This is a genomic window from Pedobacter sp. L105 (assembly GCF_009765875.1).
Classification (GTDB): Bacteria; Bacteroidota; Bacteroidia; order Sphingobacteriales; family Sphingobacteriaceae; genus Pedobacter.
Genome location: NZ_LMUP01000010.1, coordinates 197,983 through 220,339 on the forward strand (window position 1 = coordinate 197,983; position 22,357 = coordinate 220,339).

Annotated in this window: 20 protein-coding genes; 4 read left to right on the top strand and 16 right to left on the bottom strand. The window is 38.7% G+C overall.

What is annotated here, in order from left to right; genetic code table 11:
- Positions 1–103: 103 nt before the first annotated feature.
- The 6 genes from GSQ84_RS22230 to GSQ84_RS22255 all read right to left on the bottom strand — a co-directional run bounded on the left by GSQ84_RS22230 (position 104) and on the right by GSQ84_RS22255 (position 4,959).
- Complete coding sequence (locus GSQ84_RS22230) at positions 104–625, bottom strand: DUF3347 domain-containing protein (RefSeq protein ID WP_158799570.1); 522 nt, start codon at positions 623–625, stop codon at positions 104–106.
- Positions 626–803: 178 nt separating this feature from the next.
- Positions 804–1,343 carry a hypothetical protein gene (locus tag GSQ84_RS22235; protein ID WP_158799571.1) on the bottom strand — a complete coding sequence of 180 codons (540 nt, stop codon included), beginning with the start codon at positions 1,341–1,343 and terminating at the stop codon, positions 804–806.
- A gap of 395 nt (positions 1,344–1,738) precedes the next feature.
- Complete coding sequence (miaA, locus tag GSQ84_RS22240; protein ID WP_158799572.1) at positions 1,739–2,671, bottom strand: tRNA (adenosine(37)-N6)-dimethylallyltransferase MiaA; 933 nt, start codon at positions 2,669–2,671, stop codon at positions 1,739–1,741.
- Positions 2,672–2,692: 21 nt separating this feature from the next.
- On the bottom strand, positions 2,693–3,496 hold the full coding sequence (locus GSQ84_RS22245) for a hypothetical protein (protein WP_158799573.1): 804 nt from the start codon (positions 3,494–3,496) through the stop codon (positions 2,693–2,695).
- Positions 3,487–3,819 (bottom strand): hypothetical protein, encoded by a 333-nt coding sequence (locus tag GSQ84_RS22250; RefSeq protein ID WP_158799574.1) that lies wholly within the window; start codon positions 3,817–3,819, stop codon positions 3,487–3,489. Before GSQ84_RS22250 ends, GSQ84_RS22245 begins: the two co-directional genes overlap by 10 nt.
- Before the next feature lie 42 nt (positions 3,820–3,861).
- Positions 3,862–4,959 (bottom strand): MBL fold metallo-hydrolase, encoded by a 1,098-nt coding sequence (locus GSQ84_RS22255; protein WP_158799575.1) that lies wholly within the window; start codon positions 4,957–4,959, stop codon positions 3,862–3,864.
- 96 nt (positions 4,960–5,055) lie between these two features.
- Here GSQ84_RS22255 and GSQ84_RS22260 point away from each other — a divergent pair, with 96 nt between their 5' ends.
- The 4 genes from GSQ84_RS22260 (at position 5,056) to GSQ84_RS22275 (ending at position 11,476) form a co-directional block, all read left to right on the top strand.
- Complete coding sequence (locus tag GSQ84_RS22260) at positions 5,056–5,892, top strand: aminotransferase class IV (protein WP_158799576.1); 837 nt, start codon at positions 5,056–5,058, stop codon at positions 5,890–5,892.
- Positions 5,893–6,570: 678 nt separating this feature from the next.
- Positions 6,571–6,858 carry a hypothetical protein gene (locus GSQ84_RS22265; protein WP_158799577.1) on the top strand — a complete coding sequence of 96 codons (288 nt, stop codon included), beginning with the start codon at positions 6,571–6,573 and terminating at the stop codon, positions 6,856–6,858.
- A 535-nt stretch (positions 6,859–7,393) separates the two neighbouring features.
- The gene (locus GSQ84_RS22270; protein WP_158799578.1) at positions 7,394–10,657 is read left to right on the top strand and encodes a glycosyl hydrolase; all 3,264 of its coding nucleotides are present in this window, start codon (positions 7,394–7,396) and stop codon (positions 10,655–10,657) included.
- Between the two features lie 96 nt (positions 10,658–10,753).
- Positions 10,754–11,476: a glycosyltransferase family 2 protein gene (locus tag GSQ84_RS22275; RefSeq protein WP_158799579.1), complete on the top strand. Its 723-nt coding sequence runs from the start codon at positions 10,754–10,756 to the stop codon at positions 11,474–11,476.
- 18 nt (positions 11,477–11,494) lie between these two features.
- Here the strand turns inward: GSQ84_RS22275 and GSQ84_RS22280 are convergent, their stop codons facing one another.
- The 10 genes from GSQ84_RS22280 to kynU all read right to left on the bottom strand — a co-directional run bounded on the left by GSQ84_RS22280 (position 11,495) and on the right by kynU (position 22,126).
- On the bottom strand, positions 11,495–12,457 hold the full coding sequence (locus GSQ84_RS22280) for a hypothetical protein (RefSeq protein ID WP_158799580.1): 963 nt from the start codon (positions 12,455–12,457) through the stop codon (positions 11,495–11,497).
- Between the two features lie 40 nt (positions 12,458–12,497).
- On the bottom strand, positions 12,498–13,595 hold the full coding sequence (locus GSQ84_RS22285) for a toxic anion resistance protein (RefSeq protein WP_158799581.1): 1,098 nt from the start codon (positions 13,593–13,595) through the stop codon (positions 12,498–12,500).
- Positions 13,596–13,652: 57 nt separating this feature from the next.
- Positions 13,653–14,267 (bottom strand): TerD family protein, encoded by a 615-nt coding sequence (locus GSQ84_RS22290; RefSeq protein ID WP_158799582.1) that lies wholly within the window; start codon positions 14,265–14,267, stop codon positions 13,653–13,655.
- A 3-nt stretch (positions 14,268–14,270) separates the two neighbouring features.
- Entirely contained in the window at positions 14,271–14,825 is a 555-nt protein-coding gene (locus GSQ84_RS22295; RefSeq protein ID WP_158799583.1) for a TerD family protein, read from the bottom strand.
- A gap of 1 nt (position 14,826) precedes the next feature.
- Positions 14,827–15,666, bottom strand: a complete 840-nt coding sequence (locus tag GSQ84_RS22300) for a phosphoribosyltransferase family protein (protein ID WP_158799584.1) — start codon at positions 15,664–15,666, stop codon at positions 14,827–14,829.
- Positions 15,663–16,355 carry an HAD family hydrolase gene (locus GSQ84_RS22305; RefSeq protein ID WP_158799585.1) on the bottom strand — a complete coding sequence of 231 codons (693 nt, stop codon included), beginning with the start codon at positions 16,353–16,355 and terminating at the stop codon, positions 15,663–15,665. The genes GSQ84_RS22300 and GSQ84_RS22305 overlap by 4 nt, the downstream gene beginning before the upstream one ends.
- Positions 16,356–16,586: 231 nt before the next feature.
- Positions 16,587–17,831: a hypothetical protein gene (locus GSQ84_RS22310; protein ID WP_158799586.1), complete on the bottom strand. Its 1,245-nt coding sequence runs from the start codon at positions 17,829–17,831 to the stop codon at positions 16,587–16,589.
- Between the two features lie 112 nt (positions 17,832–17,943).
- Positions 17,944–19,803, bottom strand: a complete 1,860-nt coding sequence (locus GSQ84_RS22315; protein WP_158799587.1) for a DNA topoisomerase — start codon at positions 19,801–19,803, stop codon at positions 17,944–17,946.
- A 69-nt stretch (positions 19,804–19,872) separates the two neighbouring features.
- Positions 19,873–20,778, bottom strand: coding sequence for a histone deacetylase (locus tag GSQ84_RS22320; protein WP_158799588.1), 906 nt, complete (start codon positions 20,776–20,778; stop codon positions 19,873–19,875).
- Between the two features lie 64 nt (positions 20,779–20,842).
- A complete protein-coding gene (kynU, locus tag GSQ84_RS22325) occupies positions 20,843–22,126 on the bottom strand; it encodes a kynureninase (RefSeq protein ID WP_158799589.1) in 1,284 nt (427 codons plus the stop codon).
- Positions 22,127–22,357: the final 231 nt, after the last annotated feature.

Consider the following 22,357-nt stretch of genomic DNA (forward strand, 5'->3'; position numbering starts at 1 on the left):
AAATAACAAAAATAACTATTCTCAAGCAAATAGTTTACAAACCACCCTAACAAAGCTGTTAAATTATTGTTACGCGCTGGTCATCATTGAGTAACGATTAACTTTACTTTTTTGGGCTGATCACTTCTACCACTCCGCCGCATCCCAGCATCTTATCTCCGTAATAGGGATTACGGATCATGCGTTGTGAAGAAAGCCAGTCGCCCCCGTCCCCATTGTTCGCCATCGGACAATGCTGCACATAGATATTTCCCTTTTTCAGGTCTACATGTTTAAACAAAGCGATCACATCAGAACTCAATGCGGTAAACTCTTTCCGCTGTACTACTATATCTTCAGTACCGGCAATTTTATCAGCAATCAGTGCTGTATTCTCACAGCCGGCAAAGTTTTTAAGGGAACCAGACAGGTCTTTTGCCGTTTGTTGTGCGGCAGCAGCATTGCTGGCCACCAGCGAATTCTTCAAACCCAGATATCCTTTATATATACTATCAATTTTTGGATCAGCGAGCTGCACTTCATTAACCTTACCCGTCGGGCTGACAGTTATAGCAGCCCCCTTTTTAGCAGAGCCGCTACAGGCCATAAAAATGGAGATAATCGCTATACCTATATACTTCTTCATCAATTTCTTTTTTTGCTCAAAATACTATTTTAATTCTAAATTACAGGGTAAAAACAAGATAATAACAATGCTTATGATCTTAATATGGCAATTGTATTGTTTACAAAAAAAGCAGCTCCGATAAATACCGAAGCTGCCTTAAAAAGATTCCCGGAAGAGAATCTGATTCTATTATAGATTATATTTTAAATCCGTAAGCGATACGTAAAGCAATCTGTCCTGTGTGATTTTTATCATCTACATAACGATAAGCATCACCTTTTCCAGTATTTTCATATTTAAGACCTAAATCTAAACCATTACTCCATGAATAACCGATAGTTGGTGCATACATGAACGTAGTTTTTGAATCAGTAGATACACCAAATGCGGCACCTGCTTCACCCATAATATAAGTTCCTGAACCAGTTGTTGAAAAGAAATATTTCAAACCTGTTTTTAATGGAATATAAGCGTAGTCAGGAGTATTGTTACCGTATCTAAAGTTCACGTCATTATTGGCGAAGTTTCGGTTGTAACCAGTTGCTACCGGAATAGACAATTGTTTTGTTACATCAAATTGTATACGGGCATCAATACCAGCTGCAAAACTATAACCATCACCTGTAGGTATACCTACGTTAGCTCCAATACCAATTTTTTGTGCACTTGCAGTTGTTGTAAAGAACATTGCTACAGCAGCTACTGCCGAAGCAAAAATTTTAGTAGATTTTTTCATCGTTTTAGATTTTTTTAATTGCTATGAAGCTTGCATCGATGATGCAGGTTTTATAACTTTTGATTTTGTTACAAAGCTTGTATCAATAGATACAGCTTCATTTTTTTGTTTTTAAATTCAATAAATGCCTTAATGATTTAATTCACCTGTTTTAAATATCACTCAGCACCTATTAAAGCTTGTTTATCTCTATTTAAATCCAGAATCGCTCTGTTATGACACCATTTACAAATTGCATGCCATAGTGGAAACCGATATTTCAGATTTCGGTAAGATTTTGCAAATCCAAACCAAAGAGATTTCCTCCTGCGTTAAGACAAAACCTGAAATGAAAGCAAATATTAAAAAGAATGAAAATAGGATTTAGCAATAGCTATCACCTAATAAACAGGTAATTAGTGGCCGAATTTCTCATGGTACGATTCCAGCGCGGCGGCCTTCAATGAGCAAGCTCCGAGGTCCGTATCTAACCAGGTTATTTTTACGCCATCTTTTTCCATTTTTCTGAAAAAGGTCATTTGCCTTTTGGCGAATTGCCGTATAGCGATGTATAATTGTTCTTTTAAGTCTTCAAAATTGAGCCTGTTTTGCAGGTAATCTGTAACGAATTTGTATTCCAAACCATAAAATCTGAGTACTTCAGGGTCTACACCACTACGAATTAGTCCTGCTACTTCATCGATTAACCCTTCTTCAAACCGTTCCTCTAAACGTTTGAGAATCCTTTCCCTTCGCGATTCTACACTACCGGCTAAACCAATGATCAGAGGATCTAATTCAGGAAAAACTGCTTCAGTGAAGGAATGGTGTTGCAGGTAGTCGGCAATTTCAATTGCCCTTATCAGTCGTTTGGCAGATGAAAGATCTGCTTGGGCGGTCATTGATAACGGGTAAACCGCTAAGTGATCTCTTAAGGCCTGTATGTCATGTAAAGGCAGTTCAGCTCTCAGCGTTTCATTAACGGGGATAGCCGTATACTGATGGTTCTGTAATAAACTATGAATATACATTCCTGTTCCACCGCAAAGTATGGGCAGTTTCTGTTTTATTTTTAATTGTCCCAGCACCTCATAAAAATCCTCCTTAAAAGCATTTACATTATAAGTACCTCCGGCTTCCCTGATATTGATCAGATGATAAGGAATATCATGACCATTCAAGTGATACTCCAAAAGATCCTTTCCTGTACCAATATCCATATCGCGGTATACCTGCCGGCTATCCGCACTGATGATCTCTCCACCCAATACATCAGCCATGTTCACCGCCAGTTTGGTCTTGCCGGAAGCTGTTGGGCCAAGAATAATTAATAAAGGATGTGTATCCATCGAAGCGTAAAAATATTGAGACTACAAGTATAAGATGTATTTCAGGTTTCCTGTATTAAATATCCTGATATAATTTTCTGCCGGAATATGATCTGGTAACCGGTGTGGGAAATGACGAATGTGATGTTCTTTATCCAGGCAGATCTCCAGTGGAGGGGTTTGTTCTTTTAATTCAAAACCTAATTTCGCATATCCTTTACCGTATGACCAATCGAGGTCGGCGTAAGTCATTACATCATCCGGAAGAACTGTCCTGATCAGGTGTTTGATCAGCTTGCTCAATCCTCCCTGAACAGTAATGCCATCAGCAGTCGCAAAACGGATCAGCTCCACGGAAGTATAACCTTCTCTTTTACGGGTCATTTTTCTTTTGGCGCTAAAGGTGGCCATCGCGACAATGTTATCATCTACAGATAACGCATACCTGTTCCTGGATTTTGCAGATCCCTGCAGATGGTACAAATCAAAAAAATAATCTGCTTCTGTTTGCGTAACCGTCGAAATAACGGTTTTTCGTCCGTGAATCTTTTTGTTTTTGCCAAGCAGTCCAAAGATTCGGCTCAACACCTGTTCGGGTCTGTTTAGCCAGATATCTTCCCAAAGCTGGATCAGCTGAATCCCATTTAAGCGATATTCCAATTGTAATCCGATGAGTTCTTCGGCGTTGAAGTCATTTACCATAGGAATTAAATGCAGCACCAGCTGATCAAATCCCGGGATCTTTAATAAAAGAAAAGCCCCGGAAGGAAATAAAACTGTTTCTATCCCGCGCTCATCTAATCTTTCTACCAGTTTTTGCTTCCAGGAGCCAATGGTTATACCCACTCCTGCTCTTTAAATATCTTATACCCTGCAGCTACTTTATCCTCGATTAAATTAAGGGTCAGATCGTCAAGTTCAGTCATGATCATTGGACGTTCATACTCTGCCAGACCTTCGGGCAATAAGCTAAAAGTTACATGACCATCTTCAATCACCAGACTGGCAAAAAATGTTTCTGTACGTTTTTCACCATCTACTTCTATATTCTTATCCGACCAAAGATCATATTTTTCTTCACTATTGATCCTGCAGGTAAAACCCAATGTAGTATAAGGCTGCAATGCTGCCCTGATGGTTTGGAATATTTCTATGAGATCCGTTTTCATACAATTTGTTTTTGTTTCTATCTTTATAACAGTTATAGAAATCTATTGTTTAGCTTCTGCCACATTTAACCACCATTTTGTGTCAGGATAATTTTCACCGATGTTGATTGTTTCTCCTAACAAAGGTGTAGTGATCGCCTGCCCCTGCTCCTCTGCACTTTTGGTTACCCTTAAGATAGATTCATCCCAGTCGTGTATTGACAAAGAGAATTTTGCCCAGTGTACCGGCAGCAATACTTTTGCCTGCAAATCTTTGGCTGCTTTTACGGTATCTTCCGGGAACATATGGATATAAGGCCAGTATTCATTGTACTGTCCGCATTCCAGTATCGCCAGATCGAAAGGACCATATTGATCACCTATGGTTTTAAAATGGGTATCATAACCTGAGTCGCCACCTAAAAATAATTTATGCTGAGGAGTTTCCAGTACAAAAGACGACCATAAAGTATGGTTACGCTTAAACTGCCTGCCAGTAAAATGTCTTCCCGATGTAGCAGTGAAATTAAGCCCGAATAAAGCGGCCTGTTCACCCCATGCCAGTTCCGTGATCTGATCTGTGGAAATACCCCAGCGTTCCAAATGTGAACCTGCGCCCAGGGATGTCACAAAGTGTTTCACCTTATTTTTTATTTTGAGTATAGTCTCGTAATCCATATGGTCATAATGATCATGGGTGATCACTACAATATCAATCTCAGAAAAATCTTCAGCATGTACAAAGTCAGTTCCATCATAACTTTTGTTTCCAATAAAGGAGAATGGAGAAGTAGTTTTGCTAAACACAGGATCTACCAGTATTTTCAGTTTATCTATTTGCAAGAGGTAGGAAGAGTGTCCAAACCAGGTTAGTTTGGTGCCCGACCCAGAAGTTAAATCAGGTTTGATAAAGGGTAAAGCACGCGGAGGCCTTTTATTTGGATTGCCTTTTATCACCTTCTTCAAGATCATAAACATCGATACTCCTTCTGGACTCATTGGTGTGTGTGATAAGTTTTGAAAGGTACCATCTGCTACATAGGGAATAGCATTGATTCTTGCTAACCTTGCACCTTCAGGCAAACGACCAAAAACGGGCAATTTTAATATGATCAGTACCAATAAAATAAAAGCAACTATCAGGATCAGGGAAATATACATAGTTAAATATTTATGTGCTTAAAGCAGCCGCTAAGATAAGAAATGAACGTATATCGGCATGATTTTTATTATTATTGTATCATCCAACGAAAAATTATGGTCGCGAAGAAATTTGTTTATATCAACGATACGTTTGTAGAAGAAGCTCAGGCATCTATCCTGGTCTCAGATCTGTCTATACATAGAGGTTATGGCATATTTGATTTTTTTAAAACGATCAATGGGAAACCTATCTTTTTACAGGATCATCTGGAGCGTTTTTACCATTCGGCTGCCAGTATGCACTTAAAGGTGATTCAAACGCCTATAGAGTTAGAAAATATTCTAACAGAAATGCGTGAAAGAAACCAAATTCCTGATTCTGGGATCAAGATTACTTTAACTGGAGGGTACTCTTCAGACGGTTATACCCTGCCGGAATCGCCTAATCTGATTATAACACAAAACCCGTTACACCTTTCGCTTGACTTTAATCCAGCTGGGATAAGTGTAGTTACTTACCCCTATCAACGCCAGCTTTCAGAAATGAAAACCCTGGATTATTCCATGGCGATCTGGCTGCAGCCGTATATCAAAGAGAGTAACTCTGATGATGTACTATATCACAATAACGGATCTGTTAAGGAAGTACCAAGAGCGAACTTCTTTATCGTCACCAAAGATGATGAAGTGGTTACAGCTAAAACAAATGTATTAAGTGGCGTGATTCGTAAAAATATCTTTAAGCTTGAAAATACGGGACTGAAGATCACTGAACGCGACTTTACTTTGGATGAATTACGAAATGCAAAAGAGGCTTTCATTACCAGCACAACCAAACATATATCGCCGGTATTGAAAGTTGATGGCAAGTCTGTAGGAGACGGCAAAGCCGGAAAAACTAGTGCGCATCTTTCTTCCCAGTTACTAGAAAGAGTCCGCCAAGAACTTTAAATATTTTCCATTTATATTTTTTTAAAACAAACTTATACAAGTAAGCGCTTTCATTACTTGAATATTGATACGCTTGACCCTATAAATCTAAATCTCATTCTTGTAAATTAGTATCATGATATAATTCTAAAATCGATCAATTCCTCTTTTAAAATATACCCAATTCCAAATAGAATTTAATCATAGATATCACCCGATTAATGGTATACAAGGAATTACCGAAAACCTTGAAAAGAGTAGGTGCAACTTAAATTTTTGTTTCTTTTTTAAAAGAATCTTCATTATGCCAGCTACACCAAAAAGAAGATCGTTTTGCTATAATGGATTTGGACCTGTAGATAATCCTTCGAGTTATATCTATAGGCCATCTAAACCAAGATGCGTTAACGGTTTTACCTTATGTGCTATATACGCAATATATACTTCTGTCGGTCCGTCCGTAATTTCATCAAACTTACAAAGTTATATAGCTAATGTATTATTTTCGGGGGTTGCACAGCCAAACGGATTAGGACAAAAGCCATACGCATATGGCGGAACTTGTTAAAGTTCCATCACTACTCCAATAAATTCATCGATTATTTATGATATAATAGAAAGGGATTACCGAAAACCTTAAACAGAGTAAGTAGAAATTAAAGTTTTTGGTTCTTTTTGATGTAGAAAAGAATCTTTACCATGCCAGCAGTTCCACATTACAGAAGATGGTTTAACTATATTGGTGGAAGTACAAGTTCACCAAGCAGTTATATATATTCCCCTGCTGCACCAAGCTGTAGAAATGGTTCTTCATTATGTGCAGTATATGGTATTTATATACCTGATATTTCACCAGGAATTAATATCCCTGGCGGTGCAACATTTTCAGCAAACATGCAAAATTATATTTCTAATCTTTTTTCTACTGGATTAGCACAACCAACAGGTGTTTTGATACATACCATATATGTCTACGGGAAATCCTGATAGCAAAAGACTTAAGTATGTTAAAATAGAGAAAGGCGAAACCGAAAACCTTGGATAGAGTAGGTTAAACTTAAAGTTTTTATTTCTTTTTTTTAGAAAAAGAATCTTCATTATGCCAGGTCTTAAAAGAAGATGGTATACATTTATACCCGGAGATGACCCCGAACTTGCAACAAGTTATATTTATTCTCCTGCGACCCCTACTTGTCTTACCGGATCAGTTCTTTGTAGCATATACGCAGTTTTTACTGGAACTAATCCTATTAATTTTTTTACACCTAATATGGAAAGTTATATTGTAGCCGCCTTAACCACTGGAGTTCCTCAACCCCAAAACCCTCCATTTCAAAAATTCTATGTTTACATGAAGAATATACCCTCATAAATTAAAATCTCTAAAAACAATTGGGATGCTTGATAAGCAATTCATAAATCAACTAATTTCTTAAATGTAAATTAGTAAAGGTATTGATGTTTTTTTTTTTGAAGGGTATAACTTTAAAGCAACGATACAGTATGACACGTTGCATTTGATATGAATTCCTCTAAAATTAGATTGTTTTTTACTTTTCAAATAACCGCTTTATGTTTACTAACCATTATTTTTAATGCTCAACATGTAAATGCTCAATATAAAGTATATCTAACTTCGATAACGGAACTGGAAACAGGATTTCATACCATTCCAGACAGTATACAAACAAGTGTTTACTGGTATTGGGTTTCTGGAAATATCTCCAAAGAAGGAGTTATAAAAGATCTTGAGGCGATGAAAAAGGTAGGTATTAACCGCGCATTCATTGCAAACGTAACCTGGGGAGAAAAAAACGCTGGTAAAATAAAATTGTTCACCGAAGAATGGTGGGATATCCTGCATACCGCACTAAAAACAGCCGCAAGACTAGGTATTGAAATAGGGATATTTAATTGCCCTGGATGGAGCCAATCAGGCGGCCCATGGGTTAAACCAGAGCAGTCCATGCGTTATCTGACTTCTTCTGAAATCGTGATTCAAGGCCCATTGTTATTGCATAAAAAATTGGAAATACCTAATCCTGTTTTTCAGGATGTAAAAGTTATTGCTTATCCGGCGCCTAAAGACTATGGTAGTAAAATGAGTGATCTAAAACCCAAGGTTAGCTCTACTCCTTCGTTAGAAAATCTTAATTACATAACAGATGGAAAAGAAGAAACTATTTTACATTTCCCTTCTGAAAAGCCATTAATATTGGATTTTTCTACAGAAAAAGCCTACACGGCCCGGAGTCTGATTATTTATACATCTCATTCACCTACTCGTCTGGGAGGAGACATTCAGGTAAAGGTTAACCATACCTATCAAACTATAAAACATTTTATCATAGACCGTACTAATCCAAATTTAAAAAACGGTTTCATCCCTTATGGTCCTGCCGAAATTTCAATTTCCACTACTACAGCTAAAGATTTCCGGATCATATTTACTGATTTTTCGGCAAACAGCGGATTAGCAGAAGTTAGGTTTTCCTCGGTCCCCATAGTAGAAAATTACTTGGAGAAAACATTGGCAAAAATGTATCCTGACGGATTGGTAAACTGGTCCGCTTATCAATGGCCGGCACAACCAGTTATTGCCGACAAAGAGCATGTTATTGATCCGAATAAAGTATTAGATATTTCAAAGTATTTATCGATAGACGGTACACTGAACTGGCAGGTACCCATAGGAAAATGGATCATTGAACGAAGCGGAATGACGCCAACGTTAGTTCATAATGCTCACGCTTCTCCTGAAGGAACGGGATTGGAAACTGATAAAATGAGTAGAGAACATATTACTGCTCACTTTAATGCTTTTTTGGGAGAAATCATACGCCGTATCCCGGCACAAGACCGTAAAACCTGGAAAATTGTAGTGGGAGACAGTTATGAGACAGGCAGCCAGAATTGGAGTGATCAGTTTATAGCGCAATTTAAACTAAACTTTGGTTATGATCCCCTTCCCTACATCCCGGTACTGCAGGGGAAGGTTGTGGGAAGTGCCGACCAATCGGATCGTTTTCTTTGGGATTTACGGCGTTTTGTAGCCGATCAGGTAGCTCATGAATATGTAGGCGGATTGCGAGAGGTGAGCCATCAAAATGGACTAACTAGCTGGCTGGAAAATTATGGTCATTATGGTTTCCCAGGTGAATTTTTGCAATACGGAGGTGAATCGGATGAGGTTAGTGGTGAGTTTTGGAATGAAGGATTTAAAGGTATCATCGAAAACAGAGCTGCTGCATCCTGTGGCCATATTTATGGAAAAGCTAAAGTTTCTGCCGAATCTTTTACCACCACTGATAAATATTTCCTGAATTATCCTTCAACATTGAAACAGCGCCTTGATCGTTCTTTCACCGAAGGAATAAATAATACCTTATTGCACGTTTATATCCAGCAGCCTGATGAAGACAAAATGCCGGGAATGAACGCCTATTTTGGAACTGAATTTAACCGTAAAAACACATGGTTCTATGATATGGACGGCTTCATAAAATATATCAAAAGATGTAATCTACTCTTGCAACAGGGAAAATATGTGGCGGATGTGGCTTATTTCATTGGTGAAGATGCACCGAAAATGACAGGGATACAAGACCCCATCCTTCCATATGGTTATTCATTTGATTATATCAATGGAGAAGTGATTAAAACCAGGTTAACAGTAAAGCATGGTAATCTTGTCTTGCCTGATGGAATGAAGTATCGGATTCTAGTTTTACCGAAGCTGGAAAGCATGCGCCCAGACTTACTCCTGAAAATAAAAGAACTAGTAAATAATGGTGCAGTAGTTTTAGGCCCAAAACCGTACAGATCACCCAGTTTACAAAATTTTGAAAAGGCAGATTTGGAGATTCAACAACTAACAGCTGAACTTTGGGGAAACATTAACGGATCCAATATAAAAGTTAATCATTTTGGTAAAGGAATGGTGATTGATGGAATGAACCTGGAAGATGCCCTAAAATTGATCAACGCCATTCCTGATTTTAAAACAGAGAAAGCCGATTCCGCACTTTTCATCCATAGAGAACTAAAAGACGGTTCAATCTATTTTATTTCTAATCAAAAAAACAAATCTATAAAGCTGAATCCAGAATTTCGTATTTCAGGAAAAAGCCCGGAATTGTGGGATGCAACTACGGGTATTATACGTGATCTTCCTGATTACACACAAACTGCTAATTCTACTTTTGTGCCCTTAAAATTAGCTCCTTATGAAAGCGCTTTTGTAGTCTTTAGAAAACGTAATATCATTAAAAAGAATGATCACTCTAACTATCCAAAATTAGTCAGGATGATTCCTATTACCGGCCAATGGCTAGTTAATTTTTATGCAAAGATGGGCGGACCTTCCAAGCCTGTTGTCTTCAAACAATTAAAAGATTGGACACAAAATACTGATGAGCGTATTAAGTATTACTCAGGAGCAGCTTGTTATCATCATAATTTTAAATTATCAGCCCCAAAAAATGATGAGCATGTATTACTGGATCTGGGAAATGATGTGTCCATTGCAAAAGTTAAGGTAAATGGAATAGCAGTTGGTGGTGTATGGACTGCCCCTTACAAGATCGATATTACCAAGGCACTGAAACCAGGTAAAAACGAACTTGAAATCAAAGTGGTGAACAATTGGATAAACAAGCTGATTGGAGATCATCAATTACCAGAAAAGGAAAGGATAACCTGGACTTATTACGACTGTTATGATGCGAAGGTAAAATTGCAGACTTCAGGATTACTAGGTCCTATCTCATTAGAAATAGTAAAATGATGATTTGGGACTGTTGACCTTAATTATCCTCTGACATTCTTGTAATTTAAGGATTCGTTTAACGCGAATGGTTTGGTTAAACTTAATTTATAAAATATGGCAGCTGAAATTACAGAGATAGATATCATTATTTTAAGCTTCGCGCAAACAGAGGAGTTAAAGCAGGTTACAGTTAACTGCCTGGATTCTTTGATAGCTTCCGAAGATCCTGAGTTGATTAAGTCTAACATCATTGTAGTTGAATCCCAAAAAGATTTAAAACCTTTTCAATACAACTATGGGCAAACGGTTTATCCCGATGAATCGTTTGGCTATAACCGTTATATGAATATTGGTATTTCAATGACATCAGCCCCATATGTCTGTTTATGTAACAATGACCTGTTTTTCCATCCTCAATGGGCAACGGAAATAGTGAAAGTTTTTAAAGCTTATCCGGATCTTTCCAGTGCCTCTCCAATGTGTACAATTCACCATGCAAAATTGGGCGTAACACCTAATATGGGATTATTTGCAGGACATAGGGAACGGACGGAAGTTTCAGGCTGGTGCCTTTTTTTTAAGCGCAGTATGTTGAGTTTAATCGGTCATTTAGATGAAAATTTTATATTCAGACATGCATCACATGATTATACGCATTTACTCTCATCGTTAAATTTAAATCACTTCCTTGTCACTTCTTCTGTCGTAGATCATCTGGACCATACAACGCTAAATAAACAGGAACCAGAACGATGGGATGAACTAATGTATCAGCAAGACACTTATTATGAAAAAAAATGGGGCTATCGTTTAGGAAGGAAATGGGAATTAATATAAATTCTTGAATAAAAGCCCTTAAAGCATATCCGTATTTAACATCGTTTTTAAAATATTCGCCTGAACATCAAAATTGCTTAGATTATCCAGGAAATTGATATCCGATATTTTTGCGTAATTCTCCTGCAGCAGTTTAATAATCTCCGGTGGAATGTAAGTTTTCACAGCAGCAGCATTACTTTTTAGCTGATCATTTTTATAAGCCATTTCCTGGATCATCTTCGCCTTTTCGGATGAAGTGTGTGAAAAATCCAACTCTTCTATTTCTTCAGGTGTACAAAATAGGAATAAATTCCTGCTTGGGAAAAACAGAAAGTATCGGTCTATTGCTGTAAATTTATAGATCTCAATGACCATGGTTCCTGATTTTAAACCGTACAGAAACTCAGTTTTAAAATCATATTTACACAACAATCCCATGAGTTTTTTCTCAATCGTTGCTGCACTATTTACGTAAACGGTAGATGAATCATAGTTGATCAGTCTCGCCAGCTGATCAGAACTGATCGTGTAATAAAAATCCTTTGCAAATCGGGCACTAAACTGGGTGATGTTTTTTACAAAAGGAAAATCAGTAGAATGTTCAGATAGTACTTCAAACAAATTCCGCAGAGAATTATTGATCTTCAATGACTGATGTTGTCTTCCCGCTAAAAAACTCTGTTCGTTCTGCAGCGTTTCATTCAGCTTCTCTATCACCTCCTGATTCAGACGTATTTCTTCATCAATCAGCGTTACATTTTTTTCATTACTCTTTTTGATCTTTTTCAATAGCTCTACCACACTGGTGGTAAACTGCAAATGAAAAAGTTCCAGCTTGTCAATAGAAAGCTGTTCATTATTTTCAAATAATTGATGGATGACCTGACTGCGTAAGTATATCTTGTAGACTACTTCTTCCTGAAAAAATACCGACAAGATCTGCAGACGGCTAATGATCTGGTTAGACTCTTTTAATATGATCGCAGCATGTTCATCCATCCTTAATGATTTCCTCTTTTCTTCCTGCTAAAGGCCAAACTTATTTAACCTGTGTAACGTTTTTCTTTAATTCAGTCTCCAGGTTTTTCAGTTCTGTATCCAGTACCCTTCTGCCCTTTTCACCCTCTTCGTGGATTTTCTTTACTTCATCCAGCGTTTCAATCAACGAAGCTGTAGTTTTCTTTAACGTCTCTAAAGATACAACAGTTTTTTCGCTCTCTTTAGCTACATCGATTGTATTTTGCTTTAGCATATCCGCATTCTTCTGCAAAATTGTATTCGTCGTGTCCGAGATCTTTTTCTGCATGTCTACATTGGCCTTCTGCCTTTGTAAAGCAACAGCGATGGTCAGCTGGTTTTTCCAGACCGGGATCGTAGTCGAAATGATCGATTGTGCCTTTTCAGCAATGGATGTATTGTTGTTCTGTACCAAACGGATCTGCGCCAGCGATTGCATCATGATAAACCTTACAATCTTCATATCAGCCAGCCTTTTATCCAGGCGGCTTACAAAGTCTCTCAGGTCTGCAATTTCATAATCTTCATAGTCTGCCGGACGGCCTTCCATTTCAGCCAGTTTCACGCTCAATTCACTAAATTTCAGCTGACCTGAGATGATCAGTTCTTCCATCTGATGGATGTAAGCCACATTGCTTTCAAACATAGTCTGCAAAGAACTATTGTCTTTCAGCGAGTTTAACCTTCCTGCTTTGATCTTATTGGTGATCTTATCAATGTTATTGACTACTATATCATACTTCTGGAAGATCTTTTTCACATCAACCACCAGATTTTTCAGAAAAGGGATGCGTGAGATAAACGATTTAACACCTGTTTTTTCCAGTTCCGAAACGTCAATATAGTTGAGTTCTGTCAGCAGTTCATTGATCAGTCCTCCCACTTCACCGCTGTTATACGTACGCACTGAAGCCAGGAAGTCATTACTGTATTTCTCCATTGAATTCTGCGTGTCGGCACCGTAATTCAAAATAGAGTTGACGTCAGACGGTTCCAGTGATTTGTTGATTTCCTTATATTTGGCAATCTCTTCCGGGCTTAAGGCAGTAATATCTGCGTTTCCTTCTTTGTCTAATTTAACCGGGGTAGTATTGGATAACTCTTGAGCGTTTGTTTCCATATGTTTAAAAATTTAAGCTGCTGCTGTTTAACCATTTAACCATCAGCAGCTGGAAATTTACAAATAATTTTGTGTAACTGTATTTACTGTCTGTTCTAATTTTTTATCTTTTGTCGGTTCTCCTATTGCGTTGAACTTCCATTCGCCGTTCTTTTTGTAAAAAACACCTAACACCATCGAGACATGACCTGCGAAATCAGCACCATGAGCGATGTCATAAGTTGCGAAGACTTCATTCACCACTGTAGCCGACCCTTCGTAGATGCGGATCGAAGCAAAAGGGATCGTTCCGAAATCCTGACCCTGAAAACTGTTCAGTACAAAAGCTACATATGCTGCCTGAGGATTGATCCTGGAAAAATCCACGACGATGATCTCATTATCCAATCCATCGTCTCCACCGGTGTCACCAGTACGATCATCTCCACTATGGTGGATAGATCCGTCCTTGGAACCAAGATTACCGTAGTACACTACATCCAGTAAACTTTTGTTTTCATCGTAGATCGCACAGCTGGCATCCAGGTCTACTGCTACCAGTGAAGTGCCAAATCCAAGAAAACCTTTTTTCTCTATTGCTCCCCAGTTGATCCCTACGCAGACCTTCTGCAGCTTCGTACCATTACTTTTTTCCAGGTTGATACGTTGTCCTTTTTGAAGATTAATTGCCATATCTTATTGATATTTATTTACATAATCCTGTAAGCCGCCTTTCATACCCACACCTACGGCTTCAAATTTCCATTTTCCTTCACGTTTGTAAATCCTTCCGAATTCTACAGCCGTTTCAATAGAAAAATCCTCTTCCAGTTCATATTTCAGGATCTCCTGATCGGTTGATGCATCAACGATACGGATAAATGAATTTCTCACCTGCCCAAAATTCTGCCTTCTTGCTGCTGCTTCATGAATTGTTACAACAATACAAAGCTCTGCAACTTTAGGATCGATCTTCGACAGGTCTACCTTTACCTGCTCATCATCCCCGTCGCCATCTCCAGTCAGGTTATCACCGGTATGTTCCACTGCGCCATCCGGAGAAACCAGGTTATTATAAAATACAAAGTGTTCATCAGTAATTAGTTTCTTGTTGTCGCCCAATAAGAACAAAGAAGCATCCAGGTCAAAATCAGCACCCGTTGAAGAGCTGTTGGTATCCCAACCTAAACCAATAGTAAATTTCGGAGCATCTAAGTTTTCACGCTGCCCCTTTTGCAAGTTTATAGCCATTTTAAATTAATTTATATTTTTTTTTGATGATGTGTTTTCTGATATCTTCCAGGTTGGCCGCATAAGCGGCTATGGTGTGGTATCCATTACCTAACGCTAAATTGTACAACATATTGATAAAATATTCGGTCTGGTTCTTTATAAAGATAGAAAAACTGCCGCTATCACTGTTTAGAATGTATTTAACGATCCTAGTATTGAAACAAAAAGATCCAGCTTTTATAATATCTTCCAAATCAAAAATAGATTTTACATAGTGATAGTTCAGTACATTTTCGACGTTAGGATGGATATCCATATTCGCCAGTTCTGCAAAATAAAGCAGGTGGATATCATTCGTTAACTTATATTCTTCGGCCATTTTCAGGATCATGCGTTCATGACTTCCGGTAATACGAATATCATCCAGGAACAACAAGGTTTTATCCTCCAGAAACTGTTTATCGATTTGAAAGGAATCGTTGCCAATCAGTTTCATTCTCTCCTGGGCACTCAATGCACCGTAATCTTCTTTATAAGTAACCGTACGGTGTACCTTTGCTTCCTGTACCACCAATCCGCCATTTTCTACCAGCCAGTGGTTCAGCTGGTAAATAAAATAGTTTTTCATCGCGAAAGTTGCTGTGGGTATAAAAGAATAGGGACTGGAAATCACTACGATTTGATTTGTTATCAAGTTATCCTGCAGATAATCAGTAATGAAACCATTGGCCAGCTGCTCGCCAAATGCTTTTGCGACCAGGTCGTCACCAAATTTAAACCTGCTATAGGCATTCGGATCAAATCCAAAAACCTCTGGATGATGGATCTGATGTAAAGCGTATGATTTTGGTAAATTCATCTTAAACAGGTTATGGATTGTTGATTCGAATTGATCTGAACGCTATCAATGCCTACGTTGCTGGCACCAAAAATATCAGCAATAGGATTATCTCCGACATGAATCACATCGTGCAGCTGCAGGTCTCTGTGTTTATGCCGGTTGATCTTGTTCAGCATAAGTTGAAAAAAAGCAGGATTAGGTTTAGCCAATCCCTCTTCATCAGAATAGAGCTGGAAATCAAGATACTGCTCCAGTTCCAGTTGTTTTAATACTTTCCTCAATGTAATCCCGCTAATAAATCCGGTGTTGCAGAGCAGGCTTACAGTCGACAAGCCAGATTCCCTGATACCAGCTAAGGTAGCTTTCGTTTCGCTGCCATATACTTCAGGCATGTAATTAAATACTAAACTTTCCATTTCCTGGTATAAGGCTTCCAGATCAATAGTTATAAAACCGGGTTCGAAGTTATTAATGATGCTGATCACCATTAAATACATCTCATCCGCATCAATATTTTTACCGGTTTTTTCATTGATACTGTTCACCATTAGATCCACCTGACGGAAAATTGTAACAACTTCCTCAAAAGATTTTTTCAAAGGATTATAACGTGTATGAAAAATCTTCGCCCGCTCCAGTTTCCATTGTGGATTTGACCGGATTAAAGTGAGCCATAAATCGAAAGAATAGTGTTTATAGGGTTTCATTGTTCATCTTAATTTGAAATGAAAATATCAATTCAATGATCTCATATAGATAGAGATAAGTAAATATAATTCTACTGATCATATAAATTATAAAACTTACATCATTTATATTTGGCCGTAAGACAATTATAATAAATTCTATTTAAAATAAAAATTAAGTTTCAATGAATAAATTTAGGTAGATGGTCTGGGTTCACATTTTTTTAACGCGATAATGCCAAATCAAAGTGTCTAGATAATTAAATAGGTATGAGCTTGGATAGCAGAAAGTAATTGCTGACAATAAATTACCTTTCTTTTTTCATGACTTAAGCAATTCACATAACGGTGCTGATCGATGGCGACCAACGTTTCCGTTGTGGCTATATTAACATTCCCGGGATACATTGTCATTATCGCTGGAATATTTTTTTCACTTGTAATCAAATAATAAGTCATCTTAAAATTTTCTACTTGAAAATATCTGATTAAATCGATCAAAAGCTCGTTGATATCCTCGCCCAGGTAGACAATAGTTGAAACATTGTTATCATTTGCCTTATCTCTCAAAAAATCCAGCTTTTCGTCCTTAAATAAGGAAACATAAAACATGAATTTCTGATAGAAGGTGTCACTTGAAAGCAGGCTCTTTTCAACGGAACCAATAGAAATATGATACTGATCCCTAAAGTAGCTATTGAGCCATGCGCATACTATTGGTCCGTAATCAATATCCCCAAAATATCCACTGGTTTGAAACCCGCGACTAAATTCCGGATGAAATCCGGTAAAGTTTGCTTCAATCACATAATACTCATTGCTGTCTGTTATCCCAATATCCCAACCAATCAACGTACCCTGCAAAATTGTATCTGGTAATTTTTCCAAAATTTCCAGCACAAAGTCCTCAGCCTTTATAGTAATAGATCTATCTGTCCCTCTCGCAAGATATGTTAAACCATATATTAAATCTCTGCTGAATGTATGAATTCTAAATTCCTCGGTTAAAGTTAATCTCTTTTGCAGCACCCATTCTTCCAGATCATCAGTTCTATTCTGATGAAGACGAATGATTTCATCTAATTCATTCGATCTGTCAAAATTGTTGCGTATTCCAGAACGATCTCCTAAAGTGGCTTTGACGAAAAAACCACTTTCACATAATTCTCTTATCTTTTGCTCTCCATTATTAGTAGCTAACAGTTGTGAAACTCCAATGGTCTCGGCCATAGAATTAGGAAAATAATAATTTAGTAACTGATATTGCCTGTATTTATTTTCCAGCCTCCATCTGAAAATATGATGTTCATCAACATTTAGCTGTTTTAAAAAAGACCTTACAAAGAATGCCCCAATATTTCCTGATAAATTTGCTCTTAAATCCGGATCATCCCAAAGTTCAAATTCCTGCTGATCAATTTTTTTTTCTATTAACTGACTGTTGGTTCCCTCGATATCAATTACGAGTTTTTCTAAAGCATCACTGATTGTTTTCATAGTCTGATAAGCTACAAACAATAAGTCCATCTCTAATGGGTCAAAGGTTACAAATTGTGCCGTATTCGCTCTTGACTATTGTAAAAGCAAGAATACTGATAAATGCGATGAGTTAAACTGAAGCGGGAATATCCTCCTTCTTAGGTACCAATTTCTCTGCCAGCCCTGCTCCCGCAGCCAATAATTCATTAGTAATCGTGCGCGTGTATTCAGAGATCTCGGCTTTGAAATCTTTTACAGAAGCACCTGAGCGGATCTCTTCCAGGCGTTTCTCCCAGGAACCGGTTAATTCTGCTTGTGCGATCTTCTGATCTTTTACTACATCATATACTGCCAACCCTTTATGAGTAGGCACCAGGTTTCTTTTTTCCCTTTGGATATATTCCCTAGTGATTAGCGTTTCAATGATAGAAGCCCTTGTAGCAGGCGTACCCAAGCCACTGTCTTTCATGGCATAACGCAACTCCTCATCTTCAATCTCTTTACCTGAAGTTTCCAGTGCTTTCAACAATGAAGCTTCATTATATAAAGGTTTTGGTTTGGTTTGTTTTTCTAATAAAGCCTTTTCTACAATGGGCAATAAGTCCCCTTTTTTCACCTTGGGCAGTGAAGGGTTATCCTCATCTTTTTTCTCCTCGTCTTTATCATTCAGTACTGAGCGCCATCCCGCAGAGCGGATCACCGTTCCATTAGCAATAAATATAGAACCAGATTCTATGGTGATCTTAGTGACTTCCTTCACACATTCCTGATGAAAAGCCTCCAGCATCCGTCCCACCACCATATCATAAACCGCCTGCCGGTCAGAACTTAAACCCTGGGGTTCTATACCAGTCGGTAAGATCGCATGGTGATCCGTTACTTTTTTACCGTTCACACTTCTTTTGTTCAGCGGAATGGTCATTAGTAATTCAGCAGATTTCCCAAATTCAGGATGTTTGGTAAGTTGCATAATCAATTGAGGAACACCAGCAAATACATCGTCACCTATATAACGGCTACCTGTACGTGGGTAGGAAACCAGTTTGGTCTCGTATAAATTTTGCAGCAGGTTTAAAGTCTGATCGGCAGTATAACCTTTCTTTTTATTAGCCTCCTGCTGTAAACTACTCAGGTCGTGCAAGAGTGGTGGCGGTTCTTTCCTGGGTTTAGCCTCCACATCCAGGATCTTTCCTCCCAAGGGGAACCCTGAAGGTACATCTTCAATTTTATCAAATAAAACCTGTGCTTCTTCTTTAACATTAAAGTTAGCGACAGACACCGCTTTAAACAACTGTCCGTCCTTATCCAATTGAATACCTAACTGATAAAACAACTGGGGCACAAAGTTTTTTGTTTCAATATACCTGGAGCAGATCATAGCCAGTGTAGGTGTTTGTACCCTGCCCAAGGAAAGTACAGAACGTGCCCCTGCAGAAATACTCAGAGCCTGTGTAGCATTCATGCCCACCAGCCAGTCAGACTCCGACCTGCAATGGGCAGAATTAAATAGCGTATCGTAATCTGTACCGGGTTTCAGATTTCGGAACCCTTCTTTGATCGCTTCATCAGTTTGCGAAGAGATCCATAATCTTTTAAAAGGCTTTTTACATTTCAGGAAATAATAGATATAGCGGAAAATGAGTTCACCTTCCCGCCCGGCATCTGTTGCCACAATAATTTCGGTAGCTTCATCAAACAGCTTTTTGATAATATCCAGCTGTTTTCTTACCCCGGGATCCTCTACCAGTCCGTCTTTAGTTTTTATCTTTCGTATCGCCAGTTTAAATTTTGGCGGCAGCATGGGTAAATGCTGACGTCTCCAGCCAATATAACCATATTCCTGTGGAGGTGCCAATTGCAGCAGATGCCCGAATGCCCAGGTAAAAGAATAACCTTTCCCCTCGATGTATCCGTCTTTCTTTCCCGTTGCGCCAAATACTTTAGCCAGCTCACGTGCAACGGATGGTTTTTCTGCAATTACAATCTTCATGAATATCTCGTCAAATTAGGATCGGTAAAACTGATGAAAATTATCTGGATACGGAACAGATGTGCAAAACTAGTCGCCCAACAGGTCGATCCCAATTTTAAAAGTATTGCAGTGGGCATCTACAATATCCCTGATCTCCGGGGAATAGCCCCCACCCATGCTTACCTGGACTGGCAATCCATGATCTTTACAGAATTGAAAAACTATCCGGTCGCGCTCCCTGCATCCGGCTTTGCTCAATGCCAGCTGACCGAGTTTATCAGTAGCCAACACGTCTACGCCGGATAGATAGAAAATAAATTCCGGCTGATGCTGTTCATATAAACCAGGCAAGGTTTCTCTTAAAATATTTAAATATTCTTCATCTTGTATTCCCGCATCCAATCCAATATCCAGGTCGGAAACCTCCTTACGAAATGGAAAGTTCTTCTCTCCATGCATGGAAAAAGTAAATACTCGTGGTTCATTTTGCAGGATCTGGGCGGTTCCATTACCCTGATGAACATCTAAATCAATGATTAAAATTCGTTTATATATTTTATTATGGATCAAATAATTAGCAGCAATCGCCTGATCATTCAACAAGCAAAAACCTTCACCCCAGTCAGATCCCGCATGATGAGTTCCACCAGCTACATTAAAAGCAATTCCATGTGCGGCAGCAGATAAGGCACCATCTATGGTACCCTGTGCAATCCGGAGTTCACGTTCCAGCAGATCCGCATTGATCGGAAAGCCTATTCTTCGCTGTTCCCTGGGCGGCAAGGTAAAATCTCTTAGTGAATGCCAATAATCTTCGTCGTGGGAAAGCAGGACAATTTCTTCTTCCAGCACTTCGGGTTCAAATAAGTTATCGGATGTAATGATACCTTCATGTAACAACTGTGCCGGGATCAGCTCATATTTTAACATGGGGAAACGATGTCCCTCGGGAAGTGGATGTGCGTATAAAGGATGCCAGGCAATTTTAACCATTAGATTCGGGATCGCGCCTATATAGGTAATTTATTCAGTTATCAGCGCTTATGCCTTACTGGAACTATTGAGCATTGCAAATCTTTAGCAGTAGTTCTCCTGTAAGATACACATCTTCGAATGAATTGTATAAAGGAACGGCGCTTAGACGGATTACGTTTGGTTCCCTCCAATCACCCAACACATTGTTTTCTACCAATTGCTGGAAGATTCCTTTGGCATTTCCTTCCGCAATGATGGATACTTGCGCACCACGGTCATTTTCGTCATCGGGCGTAATCACTACAAATTGTGCTTTACCAAGTTTTTTGTTGATCTGATCGATAATATAGATCAGGTAGGCGGTTAGTGTGATACTCTTCTTTCTTAAAGGTTCCATATAACCTGCAGCCTGAAACAGTTTCAGCGAGGCGTGGTATAAAGCCATGGGCATCACCTGCGCACAGCTGATCTGCCAGCCATCGGCTCCTACTTCAGGAGTGAAACCTTTTTCCATTTTAAAACGGATAGATTCCTTATATCCCCACCAGCCGGCGAAACGTTTTAAGGTTTGATCATTGAAGTGTTTTTCATGAACAAATATGCCACTGATTCCTCCTGGTCCTCCGTTTTGGTATTTATAGGAACACCAGCAGGCAAAGTCTATATCCCAATCGTGCAGACTTAAAGGAACGTTTCCAGCAGCATGCGCCAGGTCGAAGCCTACAATTGCTCCCGCAGCATGACCTGCTTTGGTAATCTCTGGCATATCAAACCATTGTCCGCTGAAATAGTTGATACCACCAAACAGCACCAGCGCCAATTCATCTGCGTTTTCAGCAATCCGGGCGGTAATATCTTCTATTCGTAAAGTATATTCTCCAGGTCTTGGGCTAATTTCTATAATGGCTGTTTCCGGGTCATAGCCATGAAAACGAACCTGGCTTTCTATCGCATATTGGTCGGACGGAAAAGCACCGGCCTCCATGATAATCTTGAATTTTTTTTCTTTGGGCTGGTAGAAACTTACTAAAAGTAAGTGAAGATTTACCGTCAGCGTGTTCATCGGGCATACCTCTGCTGGTCTGGCTCCTACAATTGGTGCCATTAGTTTTTTCAGTTCTTTATGGTAATACATCCAGGGCGTATCACCTTCAAACCAGCCTTCAACACCAAGGTTCTGCCAGTTGTCCAGTTGTACCCCCAATACTTCCCTTGCAGCTTTAGGCTGTAAGCCCAAAGAGTTGCCACATAAGTAAATGAAAGGCTTACCATTTTTCTGAGGAAAAAGGAATTCTTCTCTTAAATGGCTTAATGGATCCTGCGCATCCAGTTCTTTGGCAAAGGAGAGTGTGTTTTCAAAGTTCATGTTTTCAAATATTCAAAATATTTGTTGGAAGAACGGAAATTATTGGTTAAAAAATATTTTTTTATCTGAGGGAATCCATAGCAATGTGTGCTAAGCATGGAGTAGCTGTAGATCGTTTAACATTTTAAACCTAAAAATATCTATTTTATTAATTATTATGTAAGCTTTATTAAATATTGATGATCGTCAATTGAGACATTTCAAAGTGCAACGGGAATAAGAGCTTAGTTA